The sequence below is a fragment of the Streptomyces sp. NPDC019531 genome, from assembly GCF_044903305.1.
Taxonomy (GTDB): Bacteria; Actinomycetota; Actinomycetes; order Streptomycetales; family Streptomycetaceae; genus Streptomyces.
The window spans coordinates 135,924-161,915 of the sequence record NZ_JBJDQL010000010.1 but is presented as its reverse complement, the minus strand read 5'-3'; the positions used below and the strand labels follow the sequence as shown (position 1 = coordinate 161,915).

General features: G+C 70.8%; 21 protein-coding genes and 1 riboswitch. Of the genes, 9 read left to right on the top strand and 12 right to left on the bottom strand.

Going from position 1 to position 25,992, the window contains the following annotated elements:
* Window positions 1-19: 19 nt before the first annotated feature.
* Window positions 20-2,503, bottom strand: a complete 2,484-nt coding sequence (pcrA, locus tag ACI2L1_RS15430) for a DNA helicase PcrA (RefSeq protein WP_404739822.1) — start codon at window positions 2,501-2,503, stop codon at window positions 20-22.
* Between the two features lie 87 nt (window positions 2,504-2,590).
* A complete protein-coding gene (locus ACI2L1_RS15425) occupies window positions 2,591-3,670 on the bottom strand; it encodes a ScyD/ScyE family protein (RefSeq protein WP_404739821.1) in 1,080 nt (359 codons plus the stop codon).
* 264 nt (window positions 3,671-3,934) lie between these two features.
* Window positions 3,935-4,104, top strand: a riboswitch (cyclic di-AMP (ydaO/yuaA leader).
* A gap of 7 nt (window positions 4,105-4,111) precedes the next feature.
* On the opposite strand from ACI2L1_RS15425, the gene ACI2L1_RS15420 reads away from it, so the two are divergent.
* Window positions 4,112-5,263, top strand: a complete 1,152-nt coding sequence (locus tag ACI2L1_RS15420) for an NlpC/P60 family protein (RefSeq protein WP_404739820.1) — start codon at window positions 4,112-4,114, stop codon at window positions 5,261-5,263.
* A gap of 252 nt (window positions 5,264-5,515) precedes the next feature.
* On the top strand, window positions 5,516-6,499 hold the full coding sequence (locus ACI2L1_RS15415; protein WP_404739819.1) for a tellurite resistance/C4-dicarboxylate transporter family protein: 984 nt from the start codon (window positions 5,516-5,518) through the stop codon (window positions 6,497-6,499).
* Here ACI2L1_RS15415 and ACI2L1_RS15410 read toward each other — a convergent pair.
* Window positions 6,477-6,830, bottom strand: coding sequence for a hypothetical protein (locus ACI2L1_RS15410; RefSeq protein WP_404739818.1), 354 nt, complete (start codon window positions 6,828-6,830; stop codon window positions 6,477-6,479). The two genes, ACI2L1_RS15415 and ACI2L1_RS15410, sit on opposite strands and share 23 nt — an antisense overlap.
* 453 nt (window positions 6,831-7,283) lie before the next feature.
* Between ACI2L1_RS15410 and ACI2L1_RS15405 the strand changes: the two genes are divergently transcribed.
* Window positions 7,284-8,345 (top strand): NlpC/P60 family protein, encoded by a 1,062-nt coding sequence (locus ACI2L1_RS15405; RefSeq protein WP_404739817.1) that lies wholly within the window; start codon window positions 7,284-7,286, stop codon window positions 8,343-8,345.
* 19 nt (window positions 8,346-8,364) lie between these two features.
* Here ACI2L1_RS15405 and ACI2L1_RS15400 read toward each other — a convergent pair whose 3' ends face one another.
* Both ACI2L1_RS15400 and ACI2L1_RS15395 read right to left on the bottom strand, forming a co-directional pair.
* Window positions 8,365-9,075, bottom strand: coding sequence for a LuxR C-terminal-related transcriptional regulator (locus ACI2L1_RS15400; RefSeq protein WP_404739816.1), 711 nt, complete (start codon window positions 9,073-9,075; stop codon window positions 8,365-8,367).
* On the bottom strand, window positions 9,072-10,400 hold the full coding sequence (locus ACI2L1_RS15395) for a PspC domain-containing protein (protein WP_404739815.1): 1,329 nt from the start codon (window positions 10,398-10,400) through the stop codon (window positions 9,072-9,074). Before ACI2L1_RS15395 ends, ACI2L1_RS15400 begins: the two co-directional genes overlap by 4 nt.
* A 142-nt stretch (window positions 10,401-10,542) precedes the next feature.
* Between ACI2L1_RS15395 and ACI2L1_RS15390 the strand changes: the two genes are divergently transcribed.
* Together ACI2L1_RS15390 and ACI2L1_RS15385 are read left to right on the top strand one after the other, a co-directional pair.
* Window positions 10,543-12,120, top strand: coding sequence for a PspC domain-containing protein (locus ACI2L1_RS15390; protein ID WP_404739814.1), 1,578 nt, complete (start codon window positions 10,543-10,545; stop codon window positions 12,118-12,120).
* Complete coding sequence (locus ACI2L1_RS15385; protein WP_404739813.1) at window positions 12,107-12,367, top strand: hypothetical protein; 261 nt, start codon at window positions 12,107-12,109, stop codon at window positions 12,365-12,367. Before ACI2L1_RS15390 ends, ACI2L1_RS15385 begins: the two co-directional genes overlap by 14 nt.
* A gap of 270 nt (window positions 12,368-12,637) precedes the next feature.
* On the opposite strand, the gene ACI2L1_RS15380 is transcribed toward ACI2L1_RS15385, so the two are convergent.
* Both ACI2L1_RS15380 and ACI2L1_RS15375 read right to left on the bottom strand, forming a co-directional pair.
* Window positions 12,638-13,168, bottom strand: a complete 531-nt coding sequence (locus tag ACI2L1_RS15380) for a DoxX family protein (protein ID WP_404739812.1) — start codon at window positions 13,166-13,168, stop codon at window positions 12,638-12,640.
* Window positions 13,169-13,317: 149 nt separating this feature from the next.
* Window positions 13,318-14,604 (bottom strand): hypothetical protein, encoded by a 1,287-nt coding sequence (locus ACI2L1_RS15375; protein WP_404739811.1) that lies wholly within the window; start codon window positions 14,602-14,604, stop codon window positions 13,318-13,320.
* Window positions 14,605-14,887: 283 nt separating this feature from the next.
* Between ACI2L1_RS15375 and ACI2L1_RS15370 the strand changes: the two genes are divergently transcribed.
* On the top strand, window positions 14,888-15,787 hold the full coding sequence (locus ACI2L1_RS15370; protein WP_404739810.1) for a DUF4429 domain-containing protein: 900 nt from the start codon (window positions 14,888-14,890) through the stop codon (window positions 15,785-15,787).
* Window positions 15,788-15,934: 147 nt separating this feature from the next.
* Here ACI2L1_RS15370 and ACI2L1_RS15365 read toward each other — a convergent pair whose 3' ends face one another.
* The gene (locus ACI2L1_RS15365) at window positions 15,935-16,741 is read right to left on the bottom strand and encodes a class II aldolase/adducin family protein (RefSeq protein ID WP_404739809.1); all 807 of its coding nucleotides are present in this window, start codon (window positions 16,739-16,741) and stop codon (window positions 15,935-15,937) included.
* 140 nt (window positions 16,742-16,881) lie between these two features.
* On the opposite strand from ACI2L1_RS15365, the gene ACI2L1_RS15360 reads away from it, so the two are divergent.
* Window positions 16,882-17,349, top strand: coding sequence for a pyridoxamine 5'-phosphate oxidase family protein (locus tag ACI2L1_RS15360; protein WP_404739808.1), 468 nt, complete (start codon window positions 16,882-16,884; stop codon window positions 17,347-17,349).
* A gap of 7 nt (window positions 17,350-17,356) precedes the next feature.
* Here ACI2L1_RS15360 and guaA read toward each other — a convergent pair whose 3' ends face one another.
* Window positions 17,357-18,931: a glutamine-hydrolyzing GMP synthase gene (gene guaA, locus ACI2L1_RS15355; protein WP_404739807.1), complete on the bottom strand. Its 1,575-nt coding sequence runs from the start codon at window positions 18,929-18,931 to the stop codon at window positions 17,357-17,359.
* A 316-nt stretch (window positions 18,932-19,247) separates the two neighbouring features.
* Between guaA and ACI2L1_RS15350 the strand changes: the two genes are divergently transcribed.
* The gene (locus ACI2L1_RS15350) at window positions 19,248-19,517 is read left to right on the top strand and encodes a chorismate mutase (RefSeq protein ID WP_404739806.1); all 270 of its coding nucleotides are present in this window, start codon (window positions 19,248-19,250) and stop codon (window positions 19,515-19,517) included.
* A gap of 618 nt (window positions 19,518-20,135) precedes the next feature.
* Here ACI2L1_RS15350 and ACI2L1_RS15345 read toward each other — a convergent pair.
* A complete protein-coding gene (locus tag ACI2L1_RS15345) occupies window positions 20,136-21,281 on the bottom strand; it encodes a hypothetical protein (RefSeq protein WP_404739805.1) in 1,146 nt (381 codons plus the stop codon).
* 132 nt (window positions 21,282-21,413) lie between these two features.
* On the opposite strand from ACI2L1_RS15345, the gene ACI2L1_RS15340 reads away from it, so the two are divergent.
* Window positions 21,414-22,445 carry an LPXTG cell wall anchor domain-containing protein gene (locus ACI2L1_RS15340; protein WP_404739804.1) on the top strand — a complete coding sequence of 344 codons (1,032 nt, stop codon included), beginning with the start codon at window positions 21,414-21,416 and terminating at the stop codon, window positions 22,443-22,445.
* Window positions 22,446-22,548: 103 nt separating this feature from the next.
* Here the strand turns inward: ACI2L1_RS15340 and ACI2L1_RS15335 are convergent, their stop codons facing one another.
* Window positions 22,549-24,327 carry an FAD-dependent oxidoreductase gene (locus tag ACI2L1_RS15335; protein WP_404739803.1) on the bottom strand — a complete coding sequence of 593 codons (1,779 nt, stop codon included), beginning with the start codon at window positions 24,325-24,327 and terminating at the stop codon, window positions 22,549-22,551.
* Between the two features lie 29 nt (window positions 24,328-24,356).
* Window positions 24,357-25,970, bottom strand: a complete 1,614-nt coding sequence (locus tag ACI2L1_RS15330) for a succinic semialdehyde dehydrogenase (protein ID WP_404739802.1) — start codon at window positions 25,968-25,970, stop codon at window positions 24,357-24,359.
* Window positions 25,971-25,992 lie beyond the last annotated feature (22 nt).

The following is a 25,992-nucleotide window of genomic DNA, read 5'->3' as shown; positions in this document are numbered from 1 at the left end:
CCCGTCGGGCCCCTGCGAACTACAGCTTCTCCACCGGCGCGTACCGCAGCAGCAGCCGCTTCGGCTTGGCCTCTCCGAAGTCGACCGTCGCCTCGGCGTTCGCGCCCGTGCCCTTGACCCCGACCACCGTGCCGAGCCCGAACTGGTCGTGGGTGACGCGGTCGCCGACGGCCAGCGAGACCACCGGCTTCTCCGCACCCCTGCGGGTGGCGAAACCGGACGCCCCCGACGCCGAGGAGCGCGAGCGGGACGAGGACAGCGACGCGGCGACCCCCGAGACCGGCCCCGCGGGAGCGGCGGTCGGACCCGTCCGCTTCCAGTCGACGTGCTGCGCCGGGATCTCCTCCAGGAAGCGGGAGGGCGGGTTGTACGACGGCTGCCCCCACGCGCTGCGCAACGAGGACCGGGTCAGATACAACCGCTCACGCGCGCGCGTGATGCCGACGTACGCCAGGCGCCGCTCCTCCTCCAGCTCCTTGGTCTGGCCGAGGGCGCGCATGTGCGGGAAGACGCCGTCCTCCATGCCGGTGAGGAAGACGACCGGGAACTCCAGGCCCTTGGCGGTGTGCAGGGTCATCAGGGTGATGACGCCGGAGCCGTCCTGGTCCTCGTCGGGGATCTGGTCGGAGTCGGCGACGAGCGCGACCCGCTCCAGGAAGTCGGAGAGCGAGCCTGAGGTCTCTCCCTCGCCGGACTCCTGCTCGAACTCCAGGGCCACGGCGGCGAGTTCCTGGAGGTTCTCGATGCGAGTCTCGTCCTGGGGGTCGGTGGACGCCTGCAACTCGGCGAGATAGCCGGTGCGTTCGAGGACGGCCTCCAGGACGGTCGCCGGGCCCGCGCCGGACTCGACGATCGTCCGGAGCTCCTCCATCAGCACGTTGAACCGCTTCACGGCGTTGGTGGAGCGCGCGGCCATGCCGTACGCCTCATCGACGCGCTTGAGCGCCTGCGGGAAGCTGATTTTCTCGCGCTGGGAGAGGGCGTCGATCATCGCCTCCGCGCGGTCGCCGATGCCCCGCTTGGGAACGTTGAGGATCCGGCGCAGCGGCACGGAGTCCTCCGGGTTGGCGAGGACGCGCAGATAGGCCAGGACGTCCCGGACCTCCTTGCGCTCGTAGAAGCGGACGCCGCCGACGACCTTGTACGGCAGGCCGACGCGGATGAAGACCTCTTCGAAGACACGGGACTGGGCGTTGGTGCGGTAGAAGACGGCCATGTCACCGGCCTTCGCGTGCCCCGCGTCGGTGAGACGGTCTATCTCGTCGGCGACGAACTGCGCCTCGTCGTGCTCGGTGTCGGCGACATAGCCGGTGATGCGCGCGCCCGCGCCCGCGTTGGTCCACAGGTTCTTGGGGCGGCGGGACTCGTTGCGCTCGATGACGGCGTTGGCGGCGGTGAGGATCGTCTGGGTGGAACGGTAGTTCTGCTCCAGGAGGATCGTCGTCGCGTCCGGGTAATCCTCCTCGAACTGGAGGATGTTGCGGATGGTCGCGCCGCGGAAGGCGTAGATCGACTGGTCGGCGTCACCCACTACGCAGAGTTCGGCGGGCGCCAGGTCGTGCTCGCTCGGCGGTACGTCCACAGGGTGCTCGGAGGTCCCGACCAGCTCCCTGACCAGCGCGTACTGGGCGTGGTTGGTGTCCTGGTACTCGTCGACGAGGACATGCCGGAAGCGGCGGCGGTAGTGCTCGGCGACGTCGGGGAACGCCCGGAGCAGATTGACCGTCGTCATGATCAGGTCGTCGAAGTCGAGGGCGTTGGCCTCGCGCAGGCGCGACTGGTACATGGCGTAGGCCTGGGCGAGGGTCTTCTCGAAACCGTCGGTGGCCTGCGCTGCGAAGTCCTCCTCGTCGATCAGCTCGTTCTTCAGGTTGCTGATCTTGGCGCTGAAGGACTTCGGCGGGTACCGCTTGGGGTCGAGGTCCAGGTCGCGGCAGACCAGGGCCATGAGCCGCTTGGAGTCGGCGGCGTCGTAGATCGAGAAGGAGGAGGTGAACCCGAGCTTCTTCGACTCCCTGCGCAGGATCCGCACGCACGCGGAGTGGAAGGTCATCACCCACATCGCGTTGGCGCGCGGGCCGACGAGCTGCTCGACACGCTCCTTCATCTCGCCCGCGGCCTTGTTGGTGAAGGTGATCGCGAGGATCTGGCCGGGGTGGACATGCCGCTCGCCGAGGAGGTGGGCGATGCGGTGGGTGAGCACCCGGGTCTTGCCGGAGCCGGCGCCGGCCACGATGAGCAGCGGGGTGCCGGAGTGCACGACGGCTGCACGCTGGTTCTCGTTCAGCCCCTCCAGGAGCGCGGCGGGGTCGATCGCCGGGCGCGGGGCGCCGTCGCGGTAGTAGGCGTCCCGGTCCGGCGGCACGTCGAACTTCCCGCCGAACAGATCGTCCGGAACCGGCTCCGGTCCGTGCTCGTCCTCGGGCGGCGGCGGGGGTTCCCCCTCGTGCCCGCGAGGGGCTTGGAGGTCCGCCAGGAAGCTGTCGTCAAAGAGGCTGCTCATCGCTCTCCGAGTCTAGGGTGCCCCACTGACAGCCCGCTGCCGCCCCGAGAACATCACCGGAACCGGGTGCTCGCGAAAGGGCCTCCCTCAGAACCCGAGGATCTTCCAGACCTGGCCGCCCGGTGTCCTCCGACCGTCCAGGACCGTGCCGTCACGGTCCGCGATCGACCAGGCCGAGACGTAGACCTTGCCGTCGTGGGGGTCCACGGCGACGCCCGCAGGGAACGGCACCTTCACATCGGTCCGCTTGCCGTGCGAGACCTTGGTCACGACACCCGCGAAGAGCTGGCTGACGTACATCTGGCCGTCGTCGTTGAAGGCGAGGCCGGTGATCGAGCCGAAGCCGGACTTCCAGCCGAGGATCCTGCCGGTCCACGGATCGACCTTCCACACGCGCGCGGTGGGCCTCGCCGCCTCGCCGTTCAGTTCGCCGACGTAGAGCTTGCCGTCGGGGCCGAGCGCCAGGGACGTCGGCACGGACTGGTTCCCGTCGTGGTCCGGGAAGACCGTGAAGGGCCGCGCCTTGGCGTGCGGCGAAACGACGACCAGGTCGTTCCCGGCAGCATCCGCGACGATCTTCCGTCCGTCGGGGAGCGCGAGGACGGCGTACGGGTTGGACTCCACGGACGCCTTGTGCGGGTTGTACTTCAGCTCTACGGCGGTGATGTCCGCGGCGATCCTCGCCTTGCCGTGCCCGACGTGCAGCAGCTTGCCGAGAGTGTTCCAGGGCGGCTTCGTCGGCACCCCGGCTTCCGGCGGGGCGTAGGTCTCGACGCTCCAGAGCTCGCCGTGGAACGCGGAGACGCCGTCCACGCCGGTCGCGAAACCGCCGTCGGGGGCGGCGCCCGACGGGAGCCCCTGCACCACCCTGCGGTGCTTCCACGCGCCCCCGTCCCAGTAGATCTTGGTGACCGCGGAGCTGAGCCCAATGCAGGTCTCGCCCTCGGGGCCCTCACCGACGCACTTCCCGCCGCCCCGGCCCGCCTCGCCGACGTACACGTGCCCGTCGGCGTAGGAGAGCTGGCGCGGGTTGTCGAGACCCTTGGCGATCACACGGACCACCGGCTCGCCTCCACCGTGCCGCGCCGTCGCCGCAGCGGGGGCGATGCCCGCGGTGGCGGCGAGCGCGACCGACGTGGCGACGACGAGTCCTGCGCGCATCCTCATGGCCGTACCCCTCCAACCGGGCCGCGGCACCCCACCGCGGCTGGCTGGAAGCTAGACCCATGAAGCGGGCGGACGTCGCCACTCCGGTGAAAATACGCCCAAGTCATGGCAGATCACTCCGGATTGGCCACGCGGAGCGACGTTTGGGACCAAGGTCACGAAAATGTATCGGGCATATCGAACATCAACCTTCACACGGGCCACACCCGTTGGTTACGGTTCCGAGCAGGCCGTACGACCCCCACCGGCGAACGTCGCCGGGCCGCACGGCCTCCGCCGAGTCCGCAGCGCCGCCGCGCGCCCGGAGCCGGGGACCCACCGAACTTGGGGTGAATCGGCCGACTCCCGCGCACGGGAGCGCCGTAGGGCAACCCTTCCGAACCACCCGCCCGAACCCGACAGCTAACCCGGTAGGCGGAGCACTGGAAGGAGTCGCCTCCCTTGGCGTCGCACCGCAAGTCGCGTCCCGCTGGTACGCGCGTAGCAGGCATACGGACCCCGGCCCTCGCGACGGCCGCCCTCACCTCCGTGGCCCTGCTGTCCCAGACGGCCAACGCCGCGCCGGCCGATGACAAGCCGAGTCTCGAAGAGGTCGAGAAGAAGGTCGACGACCTCTACCGCCAGGCCGAGTCGGCGACCGACAACTACAACGCGGCCAAGGAGAAGACGACCAAGCAGCGCAAGCAGGTCGACACGCTCCTCGACGACGTCGCCCAGCGCACCCAGAAGCTCAACGAGGCGCGGGAGGAGCTCGGTGCCTTCGCCGCCGCCCAGTACCGCACCGGCGCCGCCGCGCCCGACACCGCGACCTTCCTGCTCTCCGACACCCCGCAGGACTACTTCGACCAGACGCAGCTGATGGGTCGTTTGACGAGCCGCCAGAAGGGCGCGGTCGACGACTACGTCTCCGAGCAGTCCGCGACGATGAAGAAGCGTCAGGAGGCCTCCCAGAGCCTTCAGACGCTCACCGAGACGCAGAGCGACCTCAAGACCGCCAAGGCGACCGTCCAGAAGAAGCTCGCCGACGCGCGCGACCTGCTGTCGGAGCTGACGGCCCAGGAGAAGGCTCGTCTCGCGGCGATCGAGAAGGAGAAGCAGGAGGCGGCGGCCCGCAAGGCCGCGGAGCTGGCGCAGCAGCAGGCGGCCGCGGAGAAGGCCGCCCAGGAGGCGGCTCAGCAGGAGAGCTCGTCGAGTTCGAGTTCGAGTTCGTCCACGACGACCGACTCCTCGTACGCCACCAAGGCCGCCAAGGCGCTCGCCTTCGCCCGCGCGCAGATCGGCAAACCGTACGTCTGGGGCGCCACCGGTCCCGACTCCTACGACTGCTCGGGCCTCACCCAGGCCGCCTGGAAGGCCGCCGGCGTCTCCCTCCCCCGCGTCACCTACGACCAGGTCAACGCGGGCACCACGGTCTCGCTCGCCGATGCCCAGCCGGGTGACCTGGTCTTCTTCTACGACGACATCAGCCACGTCGGCCTCTACATAGGCAACGGCATGATGATCCACGCCCCGAAGCCGGGCGCGTACGTCCGCGAGGAGTCGATCTACTACGACGGCGAGTCGGCGATCCACAGCGTGGTGCGGCCGGCCTGAGGCGCCGCCCATAGGGCGGGCCTCGCGAGGCGCAACCATTGCGCGGCTCGCCGGCCACCGCGTCCCTCGCGACGCACCCGGAGACGCGCACGCCTCCCCGGGTGCGGGAGGGGTCAGACGCGCCGCACGCGCGCATGGAGGGGTCGGAAGCCGCACGCGCGCGCGTGGCCCGCTCCCTCGCCCGCGCGATTTCCGCACGCGCGCGTGCGCGCCCCGCCCGCGCGGCACACCGAGCTTCCTAGCATCGGCCCCATGTCCGGTACCTCCCCGCACTCCCCCCTGCGCGTCTGGTGGACGCAGCGCCCGCCCGCGGCCGGGGCCGCCGTGATAGCGACCGGCATCATGTCGGTCGGGTTGCATCTGACCGGCTACGAGACGCTGTCCCGGTTCGCCCTGGTGATCGGCTGCGCGGCCTGGCTGGGGCTGGCGGCCGACTTCGCCGTACGGCTGCTGAGGGAGCGCGCGCGCTGGGTCGCGGATGCCGAGACAGCGGGCGCGTTGACGGCCGTGGCGGCGACCACGGTCCTGGGCACCCGTTTCTCCGCGCTCGGTTGGCAGACCCTCGCCGAGGCGCTGCTGGCGCCTGCCGCGGTGCTGTGGCCGGTGCTGATCGTGATCGTCGTGGGCCGCTGGAAGCGGCGGATGCCCGGCGCGGTGTTCCTCGGCTGTGTGGCCACCCAGGGCCTCGCGGTCCTCGGCGCCACGCTCGCCGCGGCCGAGTCGGCGACCTGGCTCGCGCACACCGCGCTCGTGCTGTTCTGGCTCGGCCTGGTCCTCTACGGCGTCGCGCTCTTCCGCTTCGACCTGCGCCAGGTGCTGGACGGACCCGGCGATCACTGGGTCGCCTGCGGCGCGCTCGCCATCTCGGCGCTGGCCGGCGCGAAGCTGATCGCGGCCGACAGCGCGCACCTGTACCTGTGGAACGACGACGACCACGGCGTCCTGCGCGCGGTCACCATCGCCCTGCTGGTGCTCGACCTGGCCTGGTACGCCGTACTGCTGGTCGCCGAGTTCGTGCGCCCGCGCCTGCGTTACGACGGGCGCCGCTGGGCCACCGTGTTCCCCATGGGCATGACCGCGGCAGCGACCCTGGCCGTCTCCACCGCCGTGGACGTCCCGTGGCTGAGGACGCCGGGTGAGGTGCTGCTGTGGATCGCGGTGGCAGCCTGGCTGCTCGTCGCCGCGGGGGCGGTCGCCGAGGCGCGTGCCGCCGTCAGGTCCACAGGACCGCGATGAAGATGTTGGCCGTGGTCAGCGCGCCGACCAGGCCGAACAGGCCCTTGTCCACCTTCTCGTCGTCCCGCTTCACATAGACGAGGCCGAGGATCACGATCAACAGGGCCAGCTTCACGCCGATCTTGATGTTGTTGACATGCTGGTCGTCGGCCTGGTTGAGGCCGACCAGGATCATCCCGGTGACCAGCATCGTCGCGGCGCCGTGCAGCATCGCGGGGACGAACCGGGCGGTGCCCTGGCCCATCGCCTTCATCTGCGTGAGGAAGCCGCCGAGCAGCGAGGCGATGCCGATGATATGCAGGCCGACGAAGAGATGGATGAGTACGTCCATGAGGCCGGAGCCTATTCCGGGGCGCGAGGGGCACCCGCACCGACCCCTTGAGTAGATCTTGCATATATGCGACCCATAGCACCCTGCACTCCTCATGGGCCCAAAATCCCGACTTCGGTCAACGCACCGAGCGAAGTCGACGACACCGGCCCGGGATCACGGTCACCTTCGGTCACCTCGCGGTCCCCTGGCGGCAGTTCCGCACAATGCGTTACCTCCCGGACACGGTCAGGTTTAGCGTCCTCCACCAGGTGACCGGCTCCCCACCGCCGCCCGGGCCAGGGGCGGCAGTCGGCCACCACCGCCGAGAAGGTCCGGCGGCGGTCCGCTCCCCCTGTGTGGGCCGCCGCCGGACGCGCAAACCGCCCCGGGCGGACGTACGGCCGCTCCCCCTGGCGTCGTACGGCCGATGAGCCCCGGGGCGGGCGGTCGACGAAAGGACGTGCAGTCCACGTGGCAGCGCACCGCAAGCCCCGTCAGCGCTCGGTCGGCGGCCATACGGTCCGTACGGCAGCGACGATCGCCCTCGCGGGGGCGGCGACGGCGACGGGCTTCGACGGGACCGGACACGCCGAGCCGCAGCTCACGCCGGCGCAGGTCAAGGCGAAGGTGGACCAGCTGTACCAGGAGGCGGAGGCCGCCACCGAGAAGTACAACGGCGCGAAGGAGAAGGCGGAGGCGGCCGAGAACCGGCTCGGCACCCTGCGGGACGAGGCGGCCCGCAGGACGGGGCAGCTCAACGAGGCGCGGGACGCGCTGGGTTCGATCGCCGCGGCGCAGTACCGCGGCGGCGGACTCGACCCCGCGATGCAACTCGCCTTCTCCGACGATCCCGACGGCTACCTGAACGGCGCCGAGTTCGCCGAACGGGCCGGTACCCGTCAGGCGACCTCCGTGGCGAACGTTCGCCGACAGCTGCGGGAGATCGAGCAGTTGCGCGGGGCCGCGCACATCGAGCTGACCTCGCTGAGGTCACGTCAGGCGGAGCTGAAGCGCAACAAGAAGACCATCACCGGCAAACTGGACGAGGCCCGCCGACTGCTGTCCCGGCTGCCGGCCGAGGCACGACCGGGGTTCGGGGAGGACAGCGCTCGCGCCTCACGGGCCTCGACGGGCACGCGCGACGAACTGACGGCCCCCGGCGCGGCCACCGCGGCAGCCCCCAACTCCCGTGCCGCGGCAGCCGTCTCCTACGCCTACGCCAAGCTCGGCAGCCCCTACGTCTGGGGCGCCACTGGCCCCGACGCCTTCGACTGCTCGGGCCTCATCCAGGCCGCGTACCGCTCCGCGGGCATCTCCCTGCCCCGCACGACCTACGCCCAGATCGACGCCGGCCAACGCGTCTCCCGCTCCGAACTCCTCCCCGGCGACCTGGTGTTCTTCTACTCCGGCATCAGCCACGTCGGCCTCTACGTCGGCAACGGCCGCATGGTCCACGCCCCGAACCCGTCGGCACCGGTGCGGGTGGCGCCGATCGACGAGATGCCGTTCGCGGGGGCTACTCGGGTGGTGTGAGCGCCCCCGGGGTACGTGGTCAGACCAGCCGCCGTGCCGTCGCCCACCGCGTCAGCTCATGCCGGTTGGAGAGCTGCAGCTTCCGCAGCACCGCCGACACATGCGACTCGACCGTCTTCACCGAGATGAACAGCTGCTTGGCGATCTCCTTGTACGCGTAGCCCCGGGCGATGAGCCTCAGCACCTCCCGCTCGCGCTGGGTGAGGCGGTCCAGGTCCTCGTCGACCGGTGGCGCGTCCGTCGAGGCGAACGCGTCCAGGACGAAGCCCGCGAGCCTCGGCGAGAACACCGCGTCGCCCTCCTGGACGCGGAAGACGGAGTCGACGAGGTCCGTGCCGGTGATCGTCTTGGTGACATAGCCGCGCGCACCTCCCCGGATCACTCCGATCACGTCCTCCGCCGCGTCCGAGACGGACAGGGCGAGGAAGCGGACGGGCTGCTCGGCGTCGGCCATCAACGGGGCGCAGCGGCGCAGCACTTCGACCCCACCACCGCCCGGGAGGTGAACGTCGAGGAGGACGACCTCGGGGCGGGTCGCGGTGATGACGGTGACGGCCTGGTCGACGTCCGCCGCCTCCCCGACGACCTCGACGCCGGTCTCCTCGGTCCGGCCGATCTCGGCCTGGACGCCCGTACGGAACATGCGGTGGTCGTCGACGAGAACCACGCGCACCCGGCGCCCGTCCGCGCCCTCGGTGACCTCCGCCGTGCCGTTCGCCTCGTCGCTCATGACGTCTTCTCCGCCCTCTCCATCTCCAGCTCGACCTCAGTGCCGCCGTCCGGCACCGCACGCAGCCGGGCCGTGCCGCCGTGCCGCTCCATGCGGCCGATGATCGATTGTCTGACACCCATCCGGTCGGCGGGTATCGAGTCGAGGTCGAAACCGGGGCCGCGGTCCCGGACGGACACGAAGACCGTACTGCCCTCGACCTCGGCGTAGACCTGTACGGCGCCGCCCTCGCCACCGTACTTGGCGGCGTTCACCATTGCCTCGCGCGCGGCCTGCATCTGTGCGCCCGTTCTCTCGTCGAGCGGGCAGTCGCCGACGACCACGACCTCTATGGGGACGCCGTGCTTGTCCTCGACCTCCGCCGCGTTGCGCCGCACGGCGTCGGCGAGGTCGGTGGGTTCGTCGGCCTCGTCCTTGCCGGTGCCCTCGGGTTTGTAGAGCCAGGTGCGCAGGTCGCGCTCCTGGGCACGGGCGAGGCGGCGCACCTCGCTCGCGTTCTCCGCGTTGCGCTGGATCAGGGTCAGGGTGTGCAGCACCGAGTCGTGGACATGGGCCGCGACCTCCGCGCGCTCCTGGGCGCGGATGCGCATCAGGCGCTCCTCGGAGAGGTCCTGCGTCATACGGACGAGATACGGGCCGGCGAGAAGCGTTATGCCGACCAGCACCGCGAGGGCCGCCTGGAGCACGGAGCCGAGGTGGGCGGCGGAGCCCTGCAGGACGAAGACGCCGGAGACGCCTGCGGTGACGAGGAGGACACCGCCCGCGGCCCGCAGCAGGGTCAGGGTGCGCCGACGGCGGCCCACCTCCATCCAGCGGGCCCGGCGGGCATTGTCCGCCTGGCGCCAGACGAGGGCGACGCCCGCGCCGACGAGGACGGCCGGCCAGAGGTAGGCCCTGGCGCCGTTGCCCACGTTGACATTGCCGACGAAGACCATGGCCACGACGACCATGAGGAGCAGGGCGACGATCTGGCCCTTGTCGGGCCGACGGGTGACGAGTCTGCGGCGGCCGTCCGGCGAGGTCTCGGTGGAGACCAGGGACGGGGGCTTCTGCCCGCCGACCCCGCCGACGCCGAGCGGCACGAAGAACCAGAACGCGGCATACAGCAGGGCGCCGAGTCCGTCCGCCATGAACAGGCCGACGAAGACCAGCCGCACCCAGATCACGGGCAGCCCGAGATGTCCGGCGAGCCCCCGCGCCACACCACCCAGCCAGCGTCCGTCACTGCTGCGGTAGAGCTTGCGCGGCGGCCGCGGTTCTACGAGTGGCGCTGCTGCGGCTTCCGGCATGCCATCGATGGTCACACGGCCGGGGTGCGGGGGCATCAGGGTTGGCCCCCGAGACTCCCCTGATCTTCGAACGGCGCGCCTTCCGAACGCTTCCCTCCCCCCTCTCAGGGCCGATATCAGGGTCCGGCCAGGGTCGTTCCGACTCCCGTCAGGCCCTCACGCCCGTCACCATGGACACATGACAGATCACCAGCACGCCACGGGCGCCGGATCCGGCGGAGGCCCGGACCCGAGCACCGGCCCAGGCGCGGGCGCCCCCGCCGACACCGGCGCGGACCTGCACGCGCACGGGCGAGCGGGCGCGCGGAAAGAGGGGAAACAGGGGAAAGAAGAAGAAGGAGGAGGCACGACAGCGGGCACGAACACCGCCCCCCTCGGGGACCGGGAACCGACCGACACCCCCACACCACCGACCACACCACCGCCTCCGCCTCCGCCTCCGCCCGCGCCCCAGGACCCGGCACCCGCCCAGGACACGGCCCCCACCCCCCTCCACTTCCGCCGCAACCGCCCGCACAAGCTGCTCGCCGGCGTGTGCGCCGGGCTCGGGCGGCAGTGCGACATGGACCCGGTGATCTTCCGGATCACGCTGACGGTGCTGTCGGCGACCGGCGGCATCGGCCTGATCTTCTACGGCCTCGCCTGGCTCTGCGTCCCGTACGACGACGAGGACGAGAACGAGGTGCGCAAGCTGCTCACCGGCCGGGTCGACGGCCAGGCCCTCACCGGCGTGCTGTTCGCCCTGGTCGGCTGCGGAGTGTTCCTCACCATGCTGGGCAACACCGGCGTGGTGACCTTCGCGGTGGTCCTCTCCCTGCTCCTCGCGGGCGCGGGGTACTGGTCGCGCAACCGCGGCACCCCCGACCCCGATCCCCTCTCCGCCCAGGCCGTGGCCGACGCTCCGCCGGAGGCCCAGGCCCCGCCGGTGCCCGCCGGCTACCCCTCCTGGTGGCGCGACCCCATCGTCAAGGACGGCACCCACGTCGGAGGCACGGGCTATCTATGGGGTCCGAGGGACTCCCGCGACCGCGACATCGCGGCGGCCGTCAACATCGGCCGCGACGTCTCCTGGAACCGCCGCGAGGACATCCGCGCGGCCTACACCGACCGCCCCAAGCCGCGCGGCCCCCGCTGGATCGGCGGCTGGGTCTTCCTGCTGGCCCTGCTGGCGGGCGGCCTCGGCACGGGAGCGACCTGGGAGGACCACGCCCTCGGCACCAGCCTGCAGACCGGTCTGTCCTGCGCGCTGATCGTCCTGGGCCTGGGCATAGCGATCAGCTCCTTCCTGGGCCGTACGGGAGCGGGCTCGATCTTTCTGGCGATCGTCATGGCGGGCCTGCTGGCAGCCTCCGCCGCCCTGCCGAAGGACATCACCACCCGCTGGGTCCGCACGAACTGGACACCGGTGGCGGTGAGGGACGTCCGCCCGGAGTACGAACTCGGAACCGGCGTGGGCACCTTGGACCTGACCCACCTGGACTTCACCAAGGGCCGGACCGTGACGACCGAGGCCGACGTCGGAGTGGGCCGCCTGGTGGTGATCGTGCCGCCGGACGTGACCGTGAAGGCGACCATCGACGTGGGAGTGGGCGACATCCAGTTGCCGGGCGACGAGCAGGAGGACGTGGACGTGGAACCCGGCAAGCACAAGGAGGTCACCCTGACACCGGTCTCGGGCGCCAAGAACACCGCCACTCTCGACGTCGAACTGCGGGTGGGCATCGGCCAGGCGGAGGTGAGCCGTGCTGCGTCATGAGTTCAGGCCGGGAAAACTGGTCGCCGGCTTCTTCCTCGTCATCGCGGGCATCACCTACGCGGGTGACGCGGGCGACGCCTGGGACACCCCGTGGTTCGCGGTGATCCCCATCGTCGTGGGCGGCCTGTGCCTGGCGGGCGCGGTGGGCCTGCTGACCCGGGCGATACGCAGCCGACGGGACAGCCGCCGCACCACGCCCGCTCCGGCCGAGGCAGGCGGGGCGGCACCGCCGCCCGCACCCCGCTGAGCACAGCCACCGACCAGCCGCTCGCGGCACATACCGGGAGCGCCAACGGCACGAAGCCCGCCGTCCCACTCCCCGCCACCGCTAGCTACGCCGACCAGAGCCAGCGGCACCGCCGCCCGGACCCGATAAGCACAGCGCCCCGACAAGCCCAGCCACCGACCAACCAGTCGCGGCCCATACCCGAAGCGGCGACGCCACGAAGCCCGCCGTCCCACTCCCCGCCAACCATTCGCACCGCCGCGCCGCCACCGGTAGCTCCGCCGCCCGGAGCTACCGGTAACCTCCCGCCCGCTGCCGTCGTCGGGCACGCAAGGCGGCGTCCACGGAGAACACGGAGGCACCCGCGAGGACGAGGGGCAGCCAGGCCATCAGGTAGGCGAGATCGTTCCCGTAGTAGTAGGGATCGGAGGCCCAGCTCACCGTCAGCCACAGGCTGAGCGAGATCAGCGCACCGCCGAGGGCGGCCAGCCGGGCGAGGATGCCCAGCAGGGTGCCGATGCCGACGGCGAGTTCACCAAAGGCGATGGCGTAGCCGAAGCCGACGGGGTTCTTCAGTGACAGGTCGACCAGCGCGGGGATGGCCGAGGAGTCCCGGACGGCACGCATCATGTCGCCGATGGAGCCCGAGCCGGAGTCCTTCATGAAGGCGCTGTCGGTCAGCTTGTCCAGGCCCGCGTAGATGAAAGTGACACCGAGGAAGATGCGCAGCGGCAGCAGGGCGTACTGGCTCATGCTGTCCCGCCAGGACCGTTCCTCGTCGTAATAGGGGGCGTGCGTGTCCGTACGAAAACTGTGAGTCATCGCTCCGAGCCGCCTCTCACCAGCGTGCCGAGACCCCTCACATGACGATACGCACGAAGGGGCGGCGTTGCTCAACGCGGTGGGGACGAGTTTCCGTCACCTCCACCCGGAGCACAGCCTTGCCGAGCCCTGCCCACCCCTCCCGCCCCTCAGTCCGTCACATCGATCGCGTAGCGGTTCGTCTCGACCCCGGCGGCCGTCACGACCTGCACCTCCACCCGCCCCGGCTCCACATCGGCCGGCACCGGCACGGTCAGCACCTCGTCCGTGGGGTTGCTGAAGCCCCCGGTCACCGGCACCAGCGGCACATGCACGTTCACCGGCCCGATCCGCACCACCATCCGGGACAGCCGGTCCGCCCGCTGCGCCCCCGGCGGCACGAATCCGGCACCGCGGATCTCGATGTCGTCGCCGGTACGGATGGGCCCGTCCAGGTCACCCGCCTCCCGCGACCGCACCACGGAAAGGATCACCGGCCGACCGCCCTCGGCGTATTTCCCGGCCAGGTACGTCGCCGCCGACACCAGCACCACCACCGCCAGCCCCCACGGCAGGTCCGGCAACTGGTCCGGCCGCCGGGCCAGCCGCACCCCCGCGAACAGCAGGGCGACCCCGCCGATCACGACGTACTGGATGTCGGCGAAGGTCCCGCGCCCGGAGTCGTCGGTCAGCAGGTCGGCGGCCCGCGGCCGGTCCGCCCGCACCTTCTGCAGCCGCTGCCCCAGCACCCTCAGCCCGACCACCCGCCGTACCAGCACGGCGATCCCGCACACCACGGCGAGCACGGTCACCACACCCGCACCCCGGGCAAGGTCGAGGCCGGAGAGGAGGACATCCCGCTCGGCACCGTCCGATGCCGCGGCCAGCCGCCCCACCAGCACCAGCACCGCGTAGGCGACGAACAACACCCACGCCATGGCGACGACCCTGGAGGTCGACAGCCGGTTGTCCTCACCGATCACGGGCGCGAGCGCGCCACCCCGGGCCCGATGGAACCAGGACCCGGCGGTCAGCGAACCCGCCACCACCAGCGCCGCCAGCAACCCGGCCGTACGGGCCGCGGTCCACCCCGCCCCGATCGCCGTCAGTGCCTGGACAAGGAGCAGCGCCAGCACGGCGGCCCACACCGCATACGCCGTACGGCGCCACAGCCGCGCGAGCCAGGCGACGCCCTCCGCCCGTCCACGCTCGGCCACGGCCTCCGCGGACTGGGTCAGTTCCTCCGAGACCCACTGCCGGGAGGCCGACGCGGAGTGCGCCACGGCCGCCGGCAGCCCCTGCCCGGCCGCGAACTCGTCCCGCTTCAGGAGGAACGCGGCCACCGCCCGCCGATGCCCGGCCCGTGCCCCGTGCGGACAGTCCCCACAGGTGCAGCCGCCCTCGTGCTCACGTCCGGGCACACCCCCGTCCGCGCCTCTCGCTTCCTGCACCGCCACGCCCGACGCCCGCCTTCCCACGACCCTCGTGAACCTCTGGCCCCACATGACCTCACGGCCTACCGCCCCGCACAACCCGGAAGCCCTCACGGCCCCCCGGACTCAAGCCCCGCACCGCCCACGGTCCTTGTGGATTCCGGCCGCGATCCCGTGCGCCACACCGGACAACTCCCCGGCGACGACAGCGAATTGTGCCCTACGGCACACCACCCCCGTCCGGCAGGTCTGGTCAGCGCGGGTGAAGCGGGGCCCGCCGTGTTGACCCGGCTGCGAGAATTTCCGTATGGCCGAGATCATCCAGCGTGACGGGACCTGGGCCTTCGACGGCACAACGGTCAGAATCACGCCGGGACTCCACCGCTCCGTGCCGCTGTTCCGGCAGACGTACGGCGAGATCGCGGTGCCCCTGGAGGCCATTTCGGGTGTGGCGTTCGAGCCGGAGCGCAAGCGCGGCCGGCTGCGGATGCGGCTGCGCGAGGGCGCGGATCCGCTGCTGTACGCGACGGGCGGCCGTCTGCCGGACCCGGCCGACCCGTACCGGCTGACCGTTGAAGTCGACCGCGCCGGAGTCGCCGAGTACGTGGCCGAGGAGATCCGGCGCTCCCTCCTCCTCGACCAGATCCCCAAGGAGCCGACCAAGACCTATCTGCTGCCGGGCCCGCCGGTCCCGGTCTCGGTGCGCTCCTCCGACGGCACGGTCTCCTTCGACGGCAACCGGGTCCGTATCGACTGGGCCGACACCTCCGACCGCGTCAAGCGCGCGACCGGCCCGCGGATCATCAACGTGGGCGATCTCGTCCAGGTCGAGTGGCTGCCCAACTCCGGTTACGAGGACGGCTTCATGCGGTTCGTGACCCGCGAGACCTCGTTCTCGAAACTGCCGCCCGAGAAGGATCCGTACGCCCTCGACCTGTGGGGCAGCACCCGTCGTGACCTGCTCACGGCGCTCGTCGCGACGGCGGTCACGGCCAGGCTGCCGCACCCGTCCACCCGCGAGGGCCTGGAGTACGACGACGGCCGCGCCGCCCGCCCCCGGCTCGCGGCATCCGCCGTACCGCCGGCGGCCGACCATCACGACGTGCTGCTGCGCAGACTGCGGGAGTTGGGCGAACTGCACCGCGAAGGCGTGCTCACGGACGAGGAGTTCACGATGACGAAGGCGGCCGTGCTCCGGGGTTTCTAAGCGGGCAGGGGCGAAGTCGGCTGCGGCTCGGCAGCTCCCTGAAGGGGCGCGGGACTGTGTGGATCAGCGGCTCCGCCGCGGGGCGCGACCAGCCACGACGGCGCCGCAGACGAACGACGACGCATCGCCGCACATCCAGCGGAGCGCTTAGCTCAACAGGTCGGGCTCGCTCCGGCTGATGTCCTGCCACAACGGCTGGTAGTTGATCCACGCCACCAGGTCCCCGCCCAGCTGCTCCCGCGTGGCCACCGCCGCCCGGTGGTCGATGAGCACCGGCCGTCCGGCCGCCCGGGCCACCAGCTGCACCTGGCTGGACCGTTCCATCGACAGGAACCACCAGGCCGCCGCGTCCACCGAGTCCCCGACGGTCAGCGGCCCGTGGTTGCGCAGCACCAGCGCCTTGCGCGAGCCGAGCGCGTCGGCGATCCGGCGGCCCTCCTCGGCGTCGACGGCGACCCCGGTGTAGGCGTCGTAGAGCGCGTGGTCCTCGTAGAAGGCGCAGCTCTCCTGGGTGAGAGGGTCGAGGAGCTCGCCGAGCGCGGCCAGGGCCCGCCCGTGCACGGAGTGGCAGTGGGCGACGGCGACGACGTCCGGGCGGGCGGCGTGCACCTGGGAGTGCACGGTGAACGCCGCCTGGTTGACGTGGTAGCGGCCGTCGAGCACCTGCCCGTCGGAGTTGGCGAGCACCAGGTCGCTCACGGTGACGTGCTTGAAGGGCATCCCGAAGGGGTTGACCCAGAAGCAGTCGGTGAACTCCGGGTCGCGCGCGGTGATGTGCCCCGAGACCCCGTCCTCGAAGCCGAGCCGACCGAAGATCCGCAGCGCGCCGGCGAGCCGCTCCTTGCGGTGCCGGCGTTCCTCCTCGACGGAGTCGTGCATCGGCGGCATCGCGAACTGCAGCTTCTCGGTGGGCAGCGGCATCGGTGGAGTGGGCCCGAGGGGCGTCCCGTGCATGCGTTCCTCCAGCACTGGGTTGCTGTACGGGGCGGAAGTTACCTTCGGTCAGCGCAAGAGAACAGGGTTGGTTTGTAAAGATGGCGCACACGACGAATACCTGACAGAAGATGTCGGGTATCGGCGGAAGACTGCACGGTATGAACTGGGCAGACTTCTCCTCCGCGGAACCCGACCTGGCCAAGACCGCCGAAGAGCGTTTCGGTGCCTTCACGCATCACGTCCTAGCGACCCTCCGCCAGGACGGCTCGCCGCGCACGACGGGCCTGGAGGTCCGCTTCCTGAACGGCGAGCTCTGGCTCGGCATGATGCCGGACTCGCTGAAGGCGCGTGACCTGCGCCGGGACCCCCGCTTCTGCCTCCAGGCGAACCCCGGCGAGGGCCAGGGCATGGGCGGTGGGGACGTCAGGATCAGCGGCCACGCCCGAGAGGTCACCGACCCGGAGGCCAAGGCCCGATACACCGAAGAGGTGGAACCGCCGGAGCCGTTCCACCTCTTCCGCACCGAGCTGACGGAGGTCGTGAGGACCTACGTGGAGGACGACACGTACCTCGTCGTCCAGGTCTGGAAGCCCGGAGAGCCGGTGCGCACTCTCAAGCGGACCTGAAGAACACCTACTCCCACTCGATGGTGCCCGGCGGCTTCGAGGTCACATCAAGGACGACGCGGTTGACGTCGGCCACCTCGTTGGTGATCCGCGTCGAGATCTTCCCGAGGACGTCGTACGGCAGTCGCGACCAGTCGGCCGTCATGGCGTCCTCGGAGGACACCGGGCGCAGCACGATCGGGTGACCGTAGGAGCGGCCGTCGCCCTGGACGCCGACCGAGCGGACGTCCGCGAGCAGGACGACCGGGCACTGCCAGATGTCGCGGTCGAGGCCCGCCGCGGTCAGCTCCTCGCGGGCGATGGCGTCGGCGTCGCGCAGCAGGTCCAGGCGCTCCTTGGTGACCTCGCCGACGATCCGGATGCCGAGGCCGGGACCGGGGAACGGCTGACGCTGGACGATCTCGTCCGGGAGCCCCAGCTCCTGGCCGACCATCCGGACCTCGTCCTTGAAGAGCTTGCGCAGCGGCTCGATGAGCTGGAACTCAAGGTCCTCGGGAAGCCCGCCCACGTTGTGGTGGGACTTGATGTTGGCGGTGCCGGTGCCGCCACCGGACTCGACCACGTCGGGGTACAGGGTCCCCTGGACGAGGAACTCCACCGCCGGACCCGCGTCCGCGATGATCTCCGCCTGTGCCTGCTCGAAGACCCGGATGAACTCCCGGCCGATGATCTTCCGCTTCTCCTCGGGGTCCGAGACCCCCTTGAGCGCGGTCAGGAAGCGCTCCTCCGCGTCGACGACGACCAGCTTGACGCCGGTCGCGGCCACGAAGTCCTTCTCGACCTGCTCGGTCTCGCCCTTGCGCATCAGACCGTGGTCGACGTACACGCAGGTCAGCTGGTCGCCGATGGCCCGAGCGACGAGCGCGGCCGCCACCGCGGAGTCCACGCCACCGGACAGCCCGCAGATCGCGCGCTTGTCGCCGACCTGCTCGCGAATGAGAGCGACCTGCTCCTCGATGACGTTCCCGGTGGTCCACGAGGGCTTCAGACCGGCACCCCGGTACAGGAAGTGCTCCAGGACCTGCTGGCCGTGCGTGGAGTGCATGACCTCGGGGTGGTACTGGACGCCGTAGAGCTTCTTCTCGTCGTTCTCGAAGGCGGCGACCGGGACGACGTCCGTGGACCCGGTGACGGTGAAGCCCTCGGGGGCGGCGGAGCAGGCGTCGCCGTGGGACATCCACACCGACTGCTCGTCGGGGGTCCCCTCGAAGAGGGTGGAGCCGGACTTCGACACGTGCAGGGGCGTACGGCCGTACTCGCGGGCCCCGGTGTTGTCGACGGTGCCGCCGAGGGTGGTGGCCATCAGCTGGAAGCCGTAGCACATGCCGAAGACGGGGACGCCGGCCTCGAAGATCTCGCGGTCCAGGCGCGGGGCGCCCTCCGCGTACACGGACGAGGGGCCGCCGGAGAGAATGATCGCCGCCGGGTTCTTGGCGAGCATCTCCGCGACCGGCATGGTGCTCGGCACGATCTCGCTGTAGACCCGGGCCTCGCGGACGCGACGGGCGATGAGCTGGGCGTACTGCGCGCCGAAGTCGACGACCAGGACGGTGTCGGGGGCGGCTGGGGTCGCTGATGACACGGGTTGCCTTCCGGCGGTGAGCGAGGTGTGTGTGGGGCCGAGTCTACCGGGACCCACCGGGCCGGCTCGGGGGCAAGCCCTGTCTCAGGATGCGAACCGGGTTGGACACTCCCGCGGGGCCCGGCATACTGCTCCCATGCTCACGCAGACGACCTTCCTCTTTACCTATGGCACCCGGCCCGCCGGCTGCCACGGTCGTGCCGCTTGAGCAACTGACAAGCGACTTCCCAGGCGCCCCGGGCCGACAAGGTCCGGGGCGCCTGGTGTTTTCCGGATCCTGTCGCTCCGGGGCACCCACCCCACCCAGGAGCCCTACGTGACCACCACACCGGACGCCACCACACCGGACGCCACCATCGCGGACGCCCGTGAGCGCATCGACGCGCTCGACGACCGGATCATCGGTCTGATCCAGGAACGGATGGCCGTCTCGGCCGTCGTCCAGCAGACCCGCATCGCCTCCGGCGGCCGGCGGGTCCACCTCGCCCGCGAGATGGAGATCCTCGGCCGCTACCGCGACGCCCTCGGCAAGCCCGGCACCCCCCTCGCCATGACGCTGCTCGAACTGTGCAGGGGTCGTATCTGAGTTCGGGCCCGGACTCACCCGTACGGCGCGTGACCGCGACGCGAACCCCTTCGTTGGTGGTGGTGTCCGTGCCAGCCAGGGGCGGGCCCGACAGAACCACGCGTGGCTCGCTGGGGCGATGAGGCGTACGGAACGTGCCGTTCGCCGTGGGACCTCGCTCCAGGAAGTGACCGGACGGCAGGGGACAGCAGCCCGGTCACCCAAGAGAACGGTCGGCTCCGGGGACGCCCGGGGCCGGCCGGCGGGACCAGTACCGGCACAAGGCTGGGCCCAAACGGTTGCGGAGGCCGCCTCCATCCAGCACGATGCCTAGAAAGCCCCCAAGTCCCGCCATGAACAACTGCATTCGCTTCATGTCCTCGCACTGCCAGAGGTCCAGACCATCCGCGCGCCCCCTGTGCGCCGGGGCGCCGACCGGGGCGCAGCGGGTGACAGGGGTGCACGGCAGGTGCCAAAGGCACGGTGACAGAGGCACAGAGAGCAAGCGGCGCAACCCCCCGGCGCCGCTCCCAGGCACCGGCGCTGCCCTGACGTCGGTGCTGACGGAAGAAGGGCCCCGCGGCTCCGTCCCGCGGGGCCCTTCGCCTGTCCGAGAGCGACTTGGGAGCAACTTCCGGGTCAGACCCGGGACACCGTTCCGCAGCCCTCCTCGCGGTTCGGGTCGAGGGTCTCGCTGCGGTCGTACGGGTCCGTCGTCGGTCCCGTGGGTGCCGCGCCGGTCGGCCCGGAGGACCTGAAGTCCGGGTGCAGATAGCCGTCGTACACGTCGCAGGCCGAGTTGTTGATGTCCTGGTCCCAGTTCACGACGGTGAGCTTGCCCGGCGTGACCTGGTACTTGGCCGGGTCGGAGATCTCGACGTCGAGGACGCGGCGGATGATGGTGCGGGTGACCTCCGTGGAGCCGTTGGTCTGGACGACCGGATAGACGAAGGTGTAGTCGGCGTGCACGGCGACCGAGGCATGGTCACCGGCCTTGAACGTCATCCGGCCGCGGGTCTTCACCACGTCGCCGACCAGCCGTACCTCGTCAGGATCGAAACGGCTGAACATCCACAGCGGGTCGTGCGTCTTGTCCGGCTTGCTCAGGGCGGTCTCCAGCAGCCCGTGGACGTCCTTCTGCAACGGATCCAGGACATCGAGCGCCGCCTCGGGGCGTTCGCCTCGGAGCGTGCCCGGATCGAGGTTGGACTCGATCAGCAGCTTCCTGGTCAGCTCCAGTACCTGCTCGGTCTCCGCCGCGGACCGGCCGCCGACGGCCTTCGCCTTCGGTACGGCGATCCCGGCCGCGCCGTCGGCCCACCGCTTGGCCGGCGATCCGGCGAACGGGTCGTCCAGGGTGGGGATTTGGGAGGCCTCGGCGGAGGGCGCCGCGGTCGGAGCAGCCGTCTCGGCGGGCAGCGGGGAGGACACGGCGTCCTCCGAGCCTCCTCCGCCGAAGGGGTCGCCGGGTACCAGCGACGGCTTCACCGCGACGACGGCGACCACGACCGCGACGGCGACACCGAGGACGCCCCACAGGCCTCGCCGGCTCTTCTTCTGCTGCCGGGCCGGCCCGGTGCGCCAGCCCTCCGGCAGTTCGCCGCGCGCTTCCTGACGCCGCAGCCGCTCCGTCACCTCGCGGGCCCGCGCCGACGGTTCCTTGGGGGCGGAGCCCCGGATGTCCCGTTCGGTGTCACGGGCGAACTGTTCCCAGACGTCATCCGGGATCTTCGGGTCTTCTTCTGACACGTGGGTCAGTTCTAGGGCCTTGGAAAGGCTGTCCACAAGAAGAACTCGTATGTGACTCAGCCCACATAAGTTTTCTGTGAACGTGCGCACAACCTTTCACAGGCGTCGCGGATCAAACCTCACGACTCAAAGGACACACCCGCGCTTCACATACTTTCCGAGGTTTTCATGAAGCTTCGCCGTGCACTGGCCGCCGCGGCCGCGACCGCCGCGATCGCGCCGCTGGCCCTGTTTGCCGCGCCGAGCGCGTTCGCGGACGACTCGCCCTCGCCGACCGCGGCCGAGAGCACGCCCGCCGAGGCGGAGAGCACTCCGGCGGACGCCGAGAGCACCCCGGCCGACGCGGGGTCGACCCCGGCCGCACCGGAGAGCACTCCCGCCACGGGTGAGAGCTCCCCCGCCGACGGCGGGTCCAGCTCGGCCTCCGCGAGCAGCAGCCCCTCCACGAGCCCGTCCGGCTCGGCCAGCGCCAGCCCCTCCCCGAGCGAGAGCGGCGAGCCCGGCGAGGAGTGCGAGGTCGACGAGGACGGCGCCCCGGTCCTCGGCGACAGCGACGTGCTGCACAGCTCGCTGACCGGTCTGCCCGAGAGCATCGTGGCGGGCAGCGGCTGGACGAACTTCAAGTTCAACGTCAACAACTCCGGTGACGACACGATCAAGGACATCCAGCCCCTGGTCGCTCTCGGAGCGGTCGACTGGGACTTCGAGGAGGACTACAGCGACCTGGTCACCGTCCAGGTGAAGCAGGGCGGCTCCTGGGTCGACGTGGCCACGCAGTTCGGCGACGGCGGCGCGTTCAACTCCTTCTCCCTCGACGGCGGGGACTCCGTCAGCTACCAGCTGCGGGTGAAGGTCGACCGTGAGGTCCCGAGCGCGATCGGCATCGCCATCGGTCTCGCCGAGTACTCGGACGAGCAGGGTTGCTGGGTCTCCGAGGACGAGAACTACGGCATCTACTACTTTGAGGTCCTGCCGGCCGGCTCCGACGCCGGCAAGCCGAACGACGCCAAGCCGCAGACCGGCGGCAAGAGCGCCATCTCCGACGTCAACGACGTCGACGTGGACGGCCAGCTCGCCGAGACCGGTTCCAGCTCGGCCCTGCCGGTCCTCGGCCTCGTCGGCGGATTCGCCGTCGTCGCCGGTACCGGTGTGGTGTTCGCGGTCAAGCGGCGCAAGGGTGCGGCCGGCGCCCACGCCTGAGTCGTAGGGCCGTAGGAGCCGTACACACAGCTTGGCGCAAGAAAAAGAGAAGGACCTGTGCTCGGAGGGGGGCGCAGGTCCTTCTCTTTGGGCTTTTCCGGTTCTACGACTTCCTCGGCACCGTCGGCATGCCCAGGAACGGCAGTTTCAGCGCGCCGAAGGCCTCCGCCGGGACCGCCGGTGACTTGGGCTCGACGGCGGCGAGACGGACGTACGCCTCGCCCTGCGCCGGACGCGGGTCCTCCTCGCCCTTGTTGGGCCAGTACGACATCGCCCGCTCGGCCTGCGCGGTGATCGTCAGCGACGGGTTCACGCCGAGGTTGGCGGAGACCGCGGCGCCGTCCACGACGGAGATGCCTGGGTGGCCGTAGAGCCGGTGGTACGGGTCGATGACGCCGGTCTCGCGGGAGGAGCCGATGGGGCAGCCGCCGAGGAAGTGCGCGGTGAGCGGGGCGCCCATCAGCTCGCCGACGTTGGAGCCGGGGAAGCCGTTGATGTCGGCGGCGATCGCGGACGCGGCCTCCGAAGCGGCCCTGATCTGCTTGGGGTTGGGGGCGCCGTGGCCCTGGCGGGCGGTGAGCAGGCCCTTGCCGACGCCGTCCGGTTTCAGGTACGTCGTCAGGGAGTTGTCCAGCGACTGCATGACCAGGCCGATGATGGTCTTCTCCGACCAGCGCCGGTTGGAGAGGGAGCGCAGTACGAGGAGCGGGTGCCTGGCCGCGTTCGCCAGCCAGCCCATGGCCCTCGACGAGCCTTCCGTGTACGGGACTTGGAGGATCGACAGACCGCCCATCGAGTTGGAGCCCTTGCCGTAGCGGACCGGCTCGATGTGGGTGTTCTCGTCCGGGTGGATGGACGAGGTGATCGCGACACCCTGGGTGAAGTCGACCTTCTGCTCGCCGGTGGCCTTGCGGTAACGGCGGTTGTCGGTCTGGGCGCCGACCAGGGCCTCGGAGTTGGTGCGGGTGAGCTCGCCCAGCTTCTCGGAGATGTACGGCAGTTGGCCGCCCGCCTTCATGCGGTGCAGCAGGGTCTGGGTGCCGTAGGTGCCGGCGGCGATGACGACCTGGCGGGCCTTGAAGGTACGGCCCTTCGTCCTGCGGCGGTCGTCGGTGGGGAGGGTCGCGATCGCATAGCCGCCCTGGGAGTCGTCGGTGACCGACACGACGGTGGTCAGGGGGTGGACGACCGCGCCCGCCTTCTCGGCGAGGAAGAGGTAGTTCTCGTTCAGGGTGTTCTTCGCGCCGTGCCGGCAGCCGGTCATGCACTCGCCGCACTCGGTGCAGGCCTTGCGGTCGGGGCCCGCGCCGCCGAAGTAGGGGTCGGGCACGGCTTCGCCGGGGGCCGCCTTGGCCGTACCGTCGGCGTCCTCGCCGTCGCCGAAGAACACGCCGACCGGGGCCATGTGGAAGGTGTCGCCGACGCCCATCCGCTCGGCGGCCGCCTTCAGGTGCACGTCGGAGGGGGTCATCGTCGGGTTGAGCCGTACGCCGAGCATGCGGCGGGCCTGGTCGTAGTACGGCGTCAACTCCTCCTGCCAGTCGGTGATGTCACGCCACTGGGGGTCCTCGAAGAAGGGCTTCGGGGGGACGTAGAGGGTGTTGGCGTAGTTGAGGGAGCCGCCGCCGACACCCGCTCCCGCGAGGACCATGACGTTGCCGAGCAGGTGGATGCGCTGGATGCCGAACATGCCGAGCTTCGGCGCCCAGAGGTAGTTCCTCAGGTCCCAGGAGTTCCTGGGGAGGGTCTCCCGGGTGAAGCGGCGGCCGGCTTCCAGGACAGCTACGCGGTAGCCCTTCTCGGTGAGGCGAAGGGCGGTGACGCTGCCGCCGAAGCCGGAGCCGACGACGATGACGTCGTAGTCGTAGGTGTCCTGGGGCACGTGCTCTCCTCGTTGAGAACCGGGTGTTCCTACTTGAACCGGAACGCCTTCATCAGCCGGAGACTGCGGCTCATGAACTGCGCGTACTTCTCGTCGTCCATCCCCAGCGACGGGGCCATCGGCAGCAGGCGCTGCTGGGCTACCGTCTGGGCCTCGGTGTACTTGAGGATGCCCTCGGAGCCGTGGCGGCGGCCCAGGCCGGAGTCCTTCATGCCGCCCATCGGGGACTGGACGCTGCCGTAGGCGGGCGCGTAGCCCTCGTTGACGTTGACGGTGCCGGTGCGCAGGCGGGAGGCGACCTCACGGCCACGCTTGCCGTCCTTCGTCCAGACGGAGGAATTCAGGCCGTACGCCGTGGAGTTGGCCTCCGCGACCGCCTCGTCGTCGGTCTTGAAACGGTAGATCGAGACGACCGGCCCGAAGGTCTCCTCACCGCAGACCGCCATGGGCTCGGTGACGCCCTCGAGGATGGTCGGCTCGAAGAAGTAGGGACCGATGTCCGGGCGGGCGACCCCGCCGACGACGACCTTCGCGCCCTTGGCGACGGCCTCCTCGACATGCCGGGTGACGGTCTCCAGCTGCCGTTCTCCCACCAGCGAGCCCATGTCGGCGCCGTAGGCGAGGGACTTGCCGAGCCGCATGGCCTTGGTGCGGGCGGCGAAGCGCTCCAGGAAGGCGTCCGCGATGGACTCGTGGACGTACAACCGCTCGATGGAGATGCAGAGTTGGCCGGCGGAGGAGAAGCAGGCGCGGACGGCACCGGCGGCGGCCTTCTCGATGTCGGCGTCCTCAAGGACCAACATCGCGTTCTTGCCGCCGAGTTCGAGGGAGACGCCGACCAGCCGGGCGGCGGCGCCCTGGGCGACCTCGCGGCCGGTGCGGGTGGAGCCGGTGAAGGAGACGTAGTCGGCGTGCTTGACGACCTCGGGGCCGACGACGGGGCCCTCGCCGAGGACGACCTGGAAGACATCGGCGGGAAGACCGGCCTCGACGAGCAGGTCACGGGCCCACAGCGCGGTCAGGCAGGTCTCGGTGTCCGGCTTCATGACGACGGCGTTGCCCGCGACGAAGGCGGGGAGCGCGTCGCCGACGGACAGTTCGAGCGGGTAGTTCCAGGGCGCGATCTGGCCGACGACACCGCGCGGGTGGCGCAGTTCGGTGACGCGCGTGAGGGTGGGCATGGCACCGGCGTGCCGCTTGGGCCCGAGGTAGGCGGGGGCCTTGCGGCCGTAGTGCCGGGCGGCCACGGCGACCGCCTGCACCTCCTCATGGGCGTGGAGCCGGGCCTTGCCGGTCTCCAGCTGGATGAGGTCGAGGACCTCGGCCTGGCGCTCCAGGATCAGGTCGTGGAAACGGAGCAGGACGGCCGCGCGCTGCCGTACGGGGGTCTGCGCCCACACCGCCTGCGCCCTGCGGGCCGCCGCGTAGGCCTTCTCCACGTCCTCGGGCGTCGACTCCGGCAGGTCGGCCAGCTTCTCGCCGGTGAACGGCGTGTGGTTGGCGGTGCGGCCGGACCCGGTCACTCCCTTGGTGAGCTGGGCGACCAGCTCCGGGGTGACCACGTCGGCCGCGGTACGGGCGCCCGCCGGGGCGGGGGCGAGGGGGTTCGTGCCGGTCTGGGCCGGGGCCTGCGCGTCCGTCATGAGCCGCAGGGTATTCGGGTGC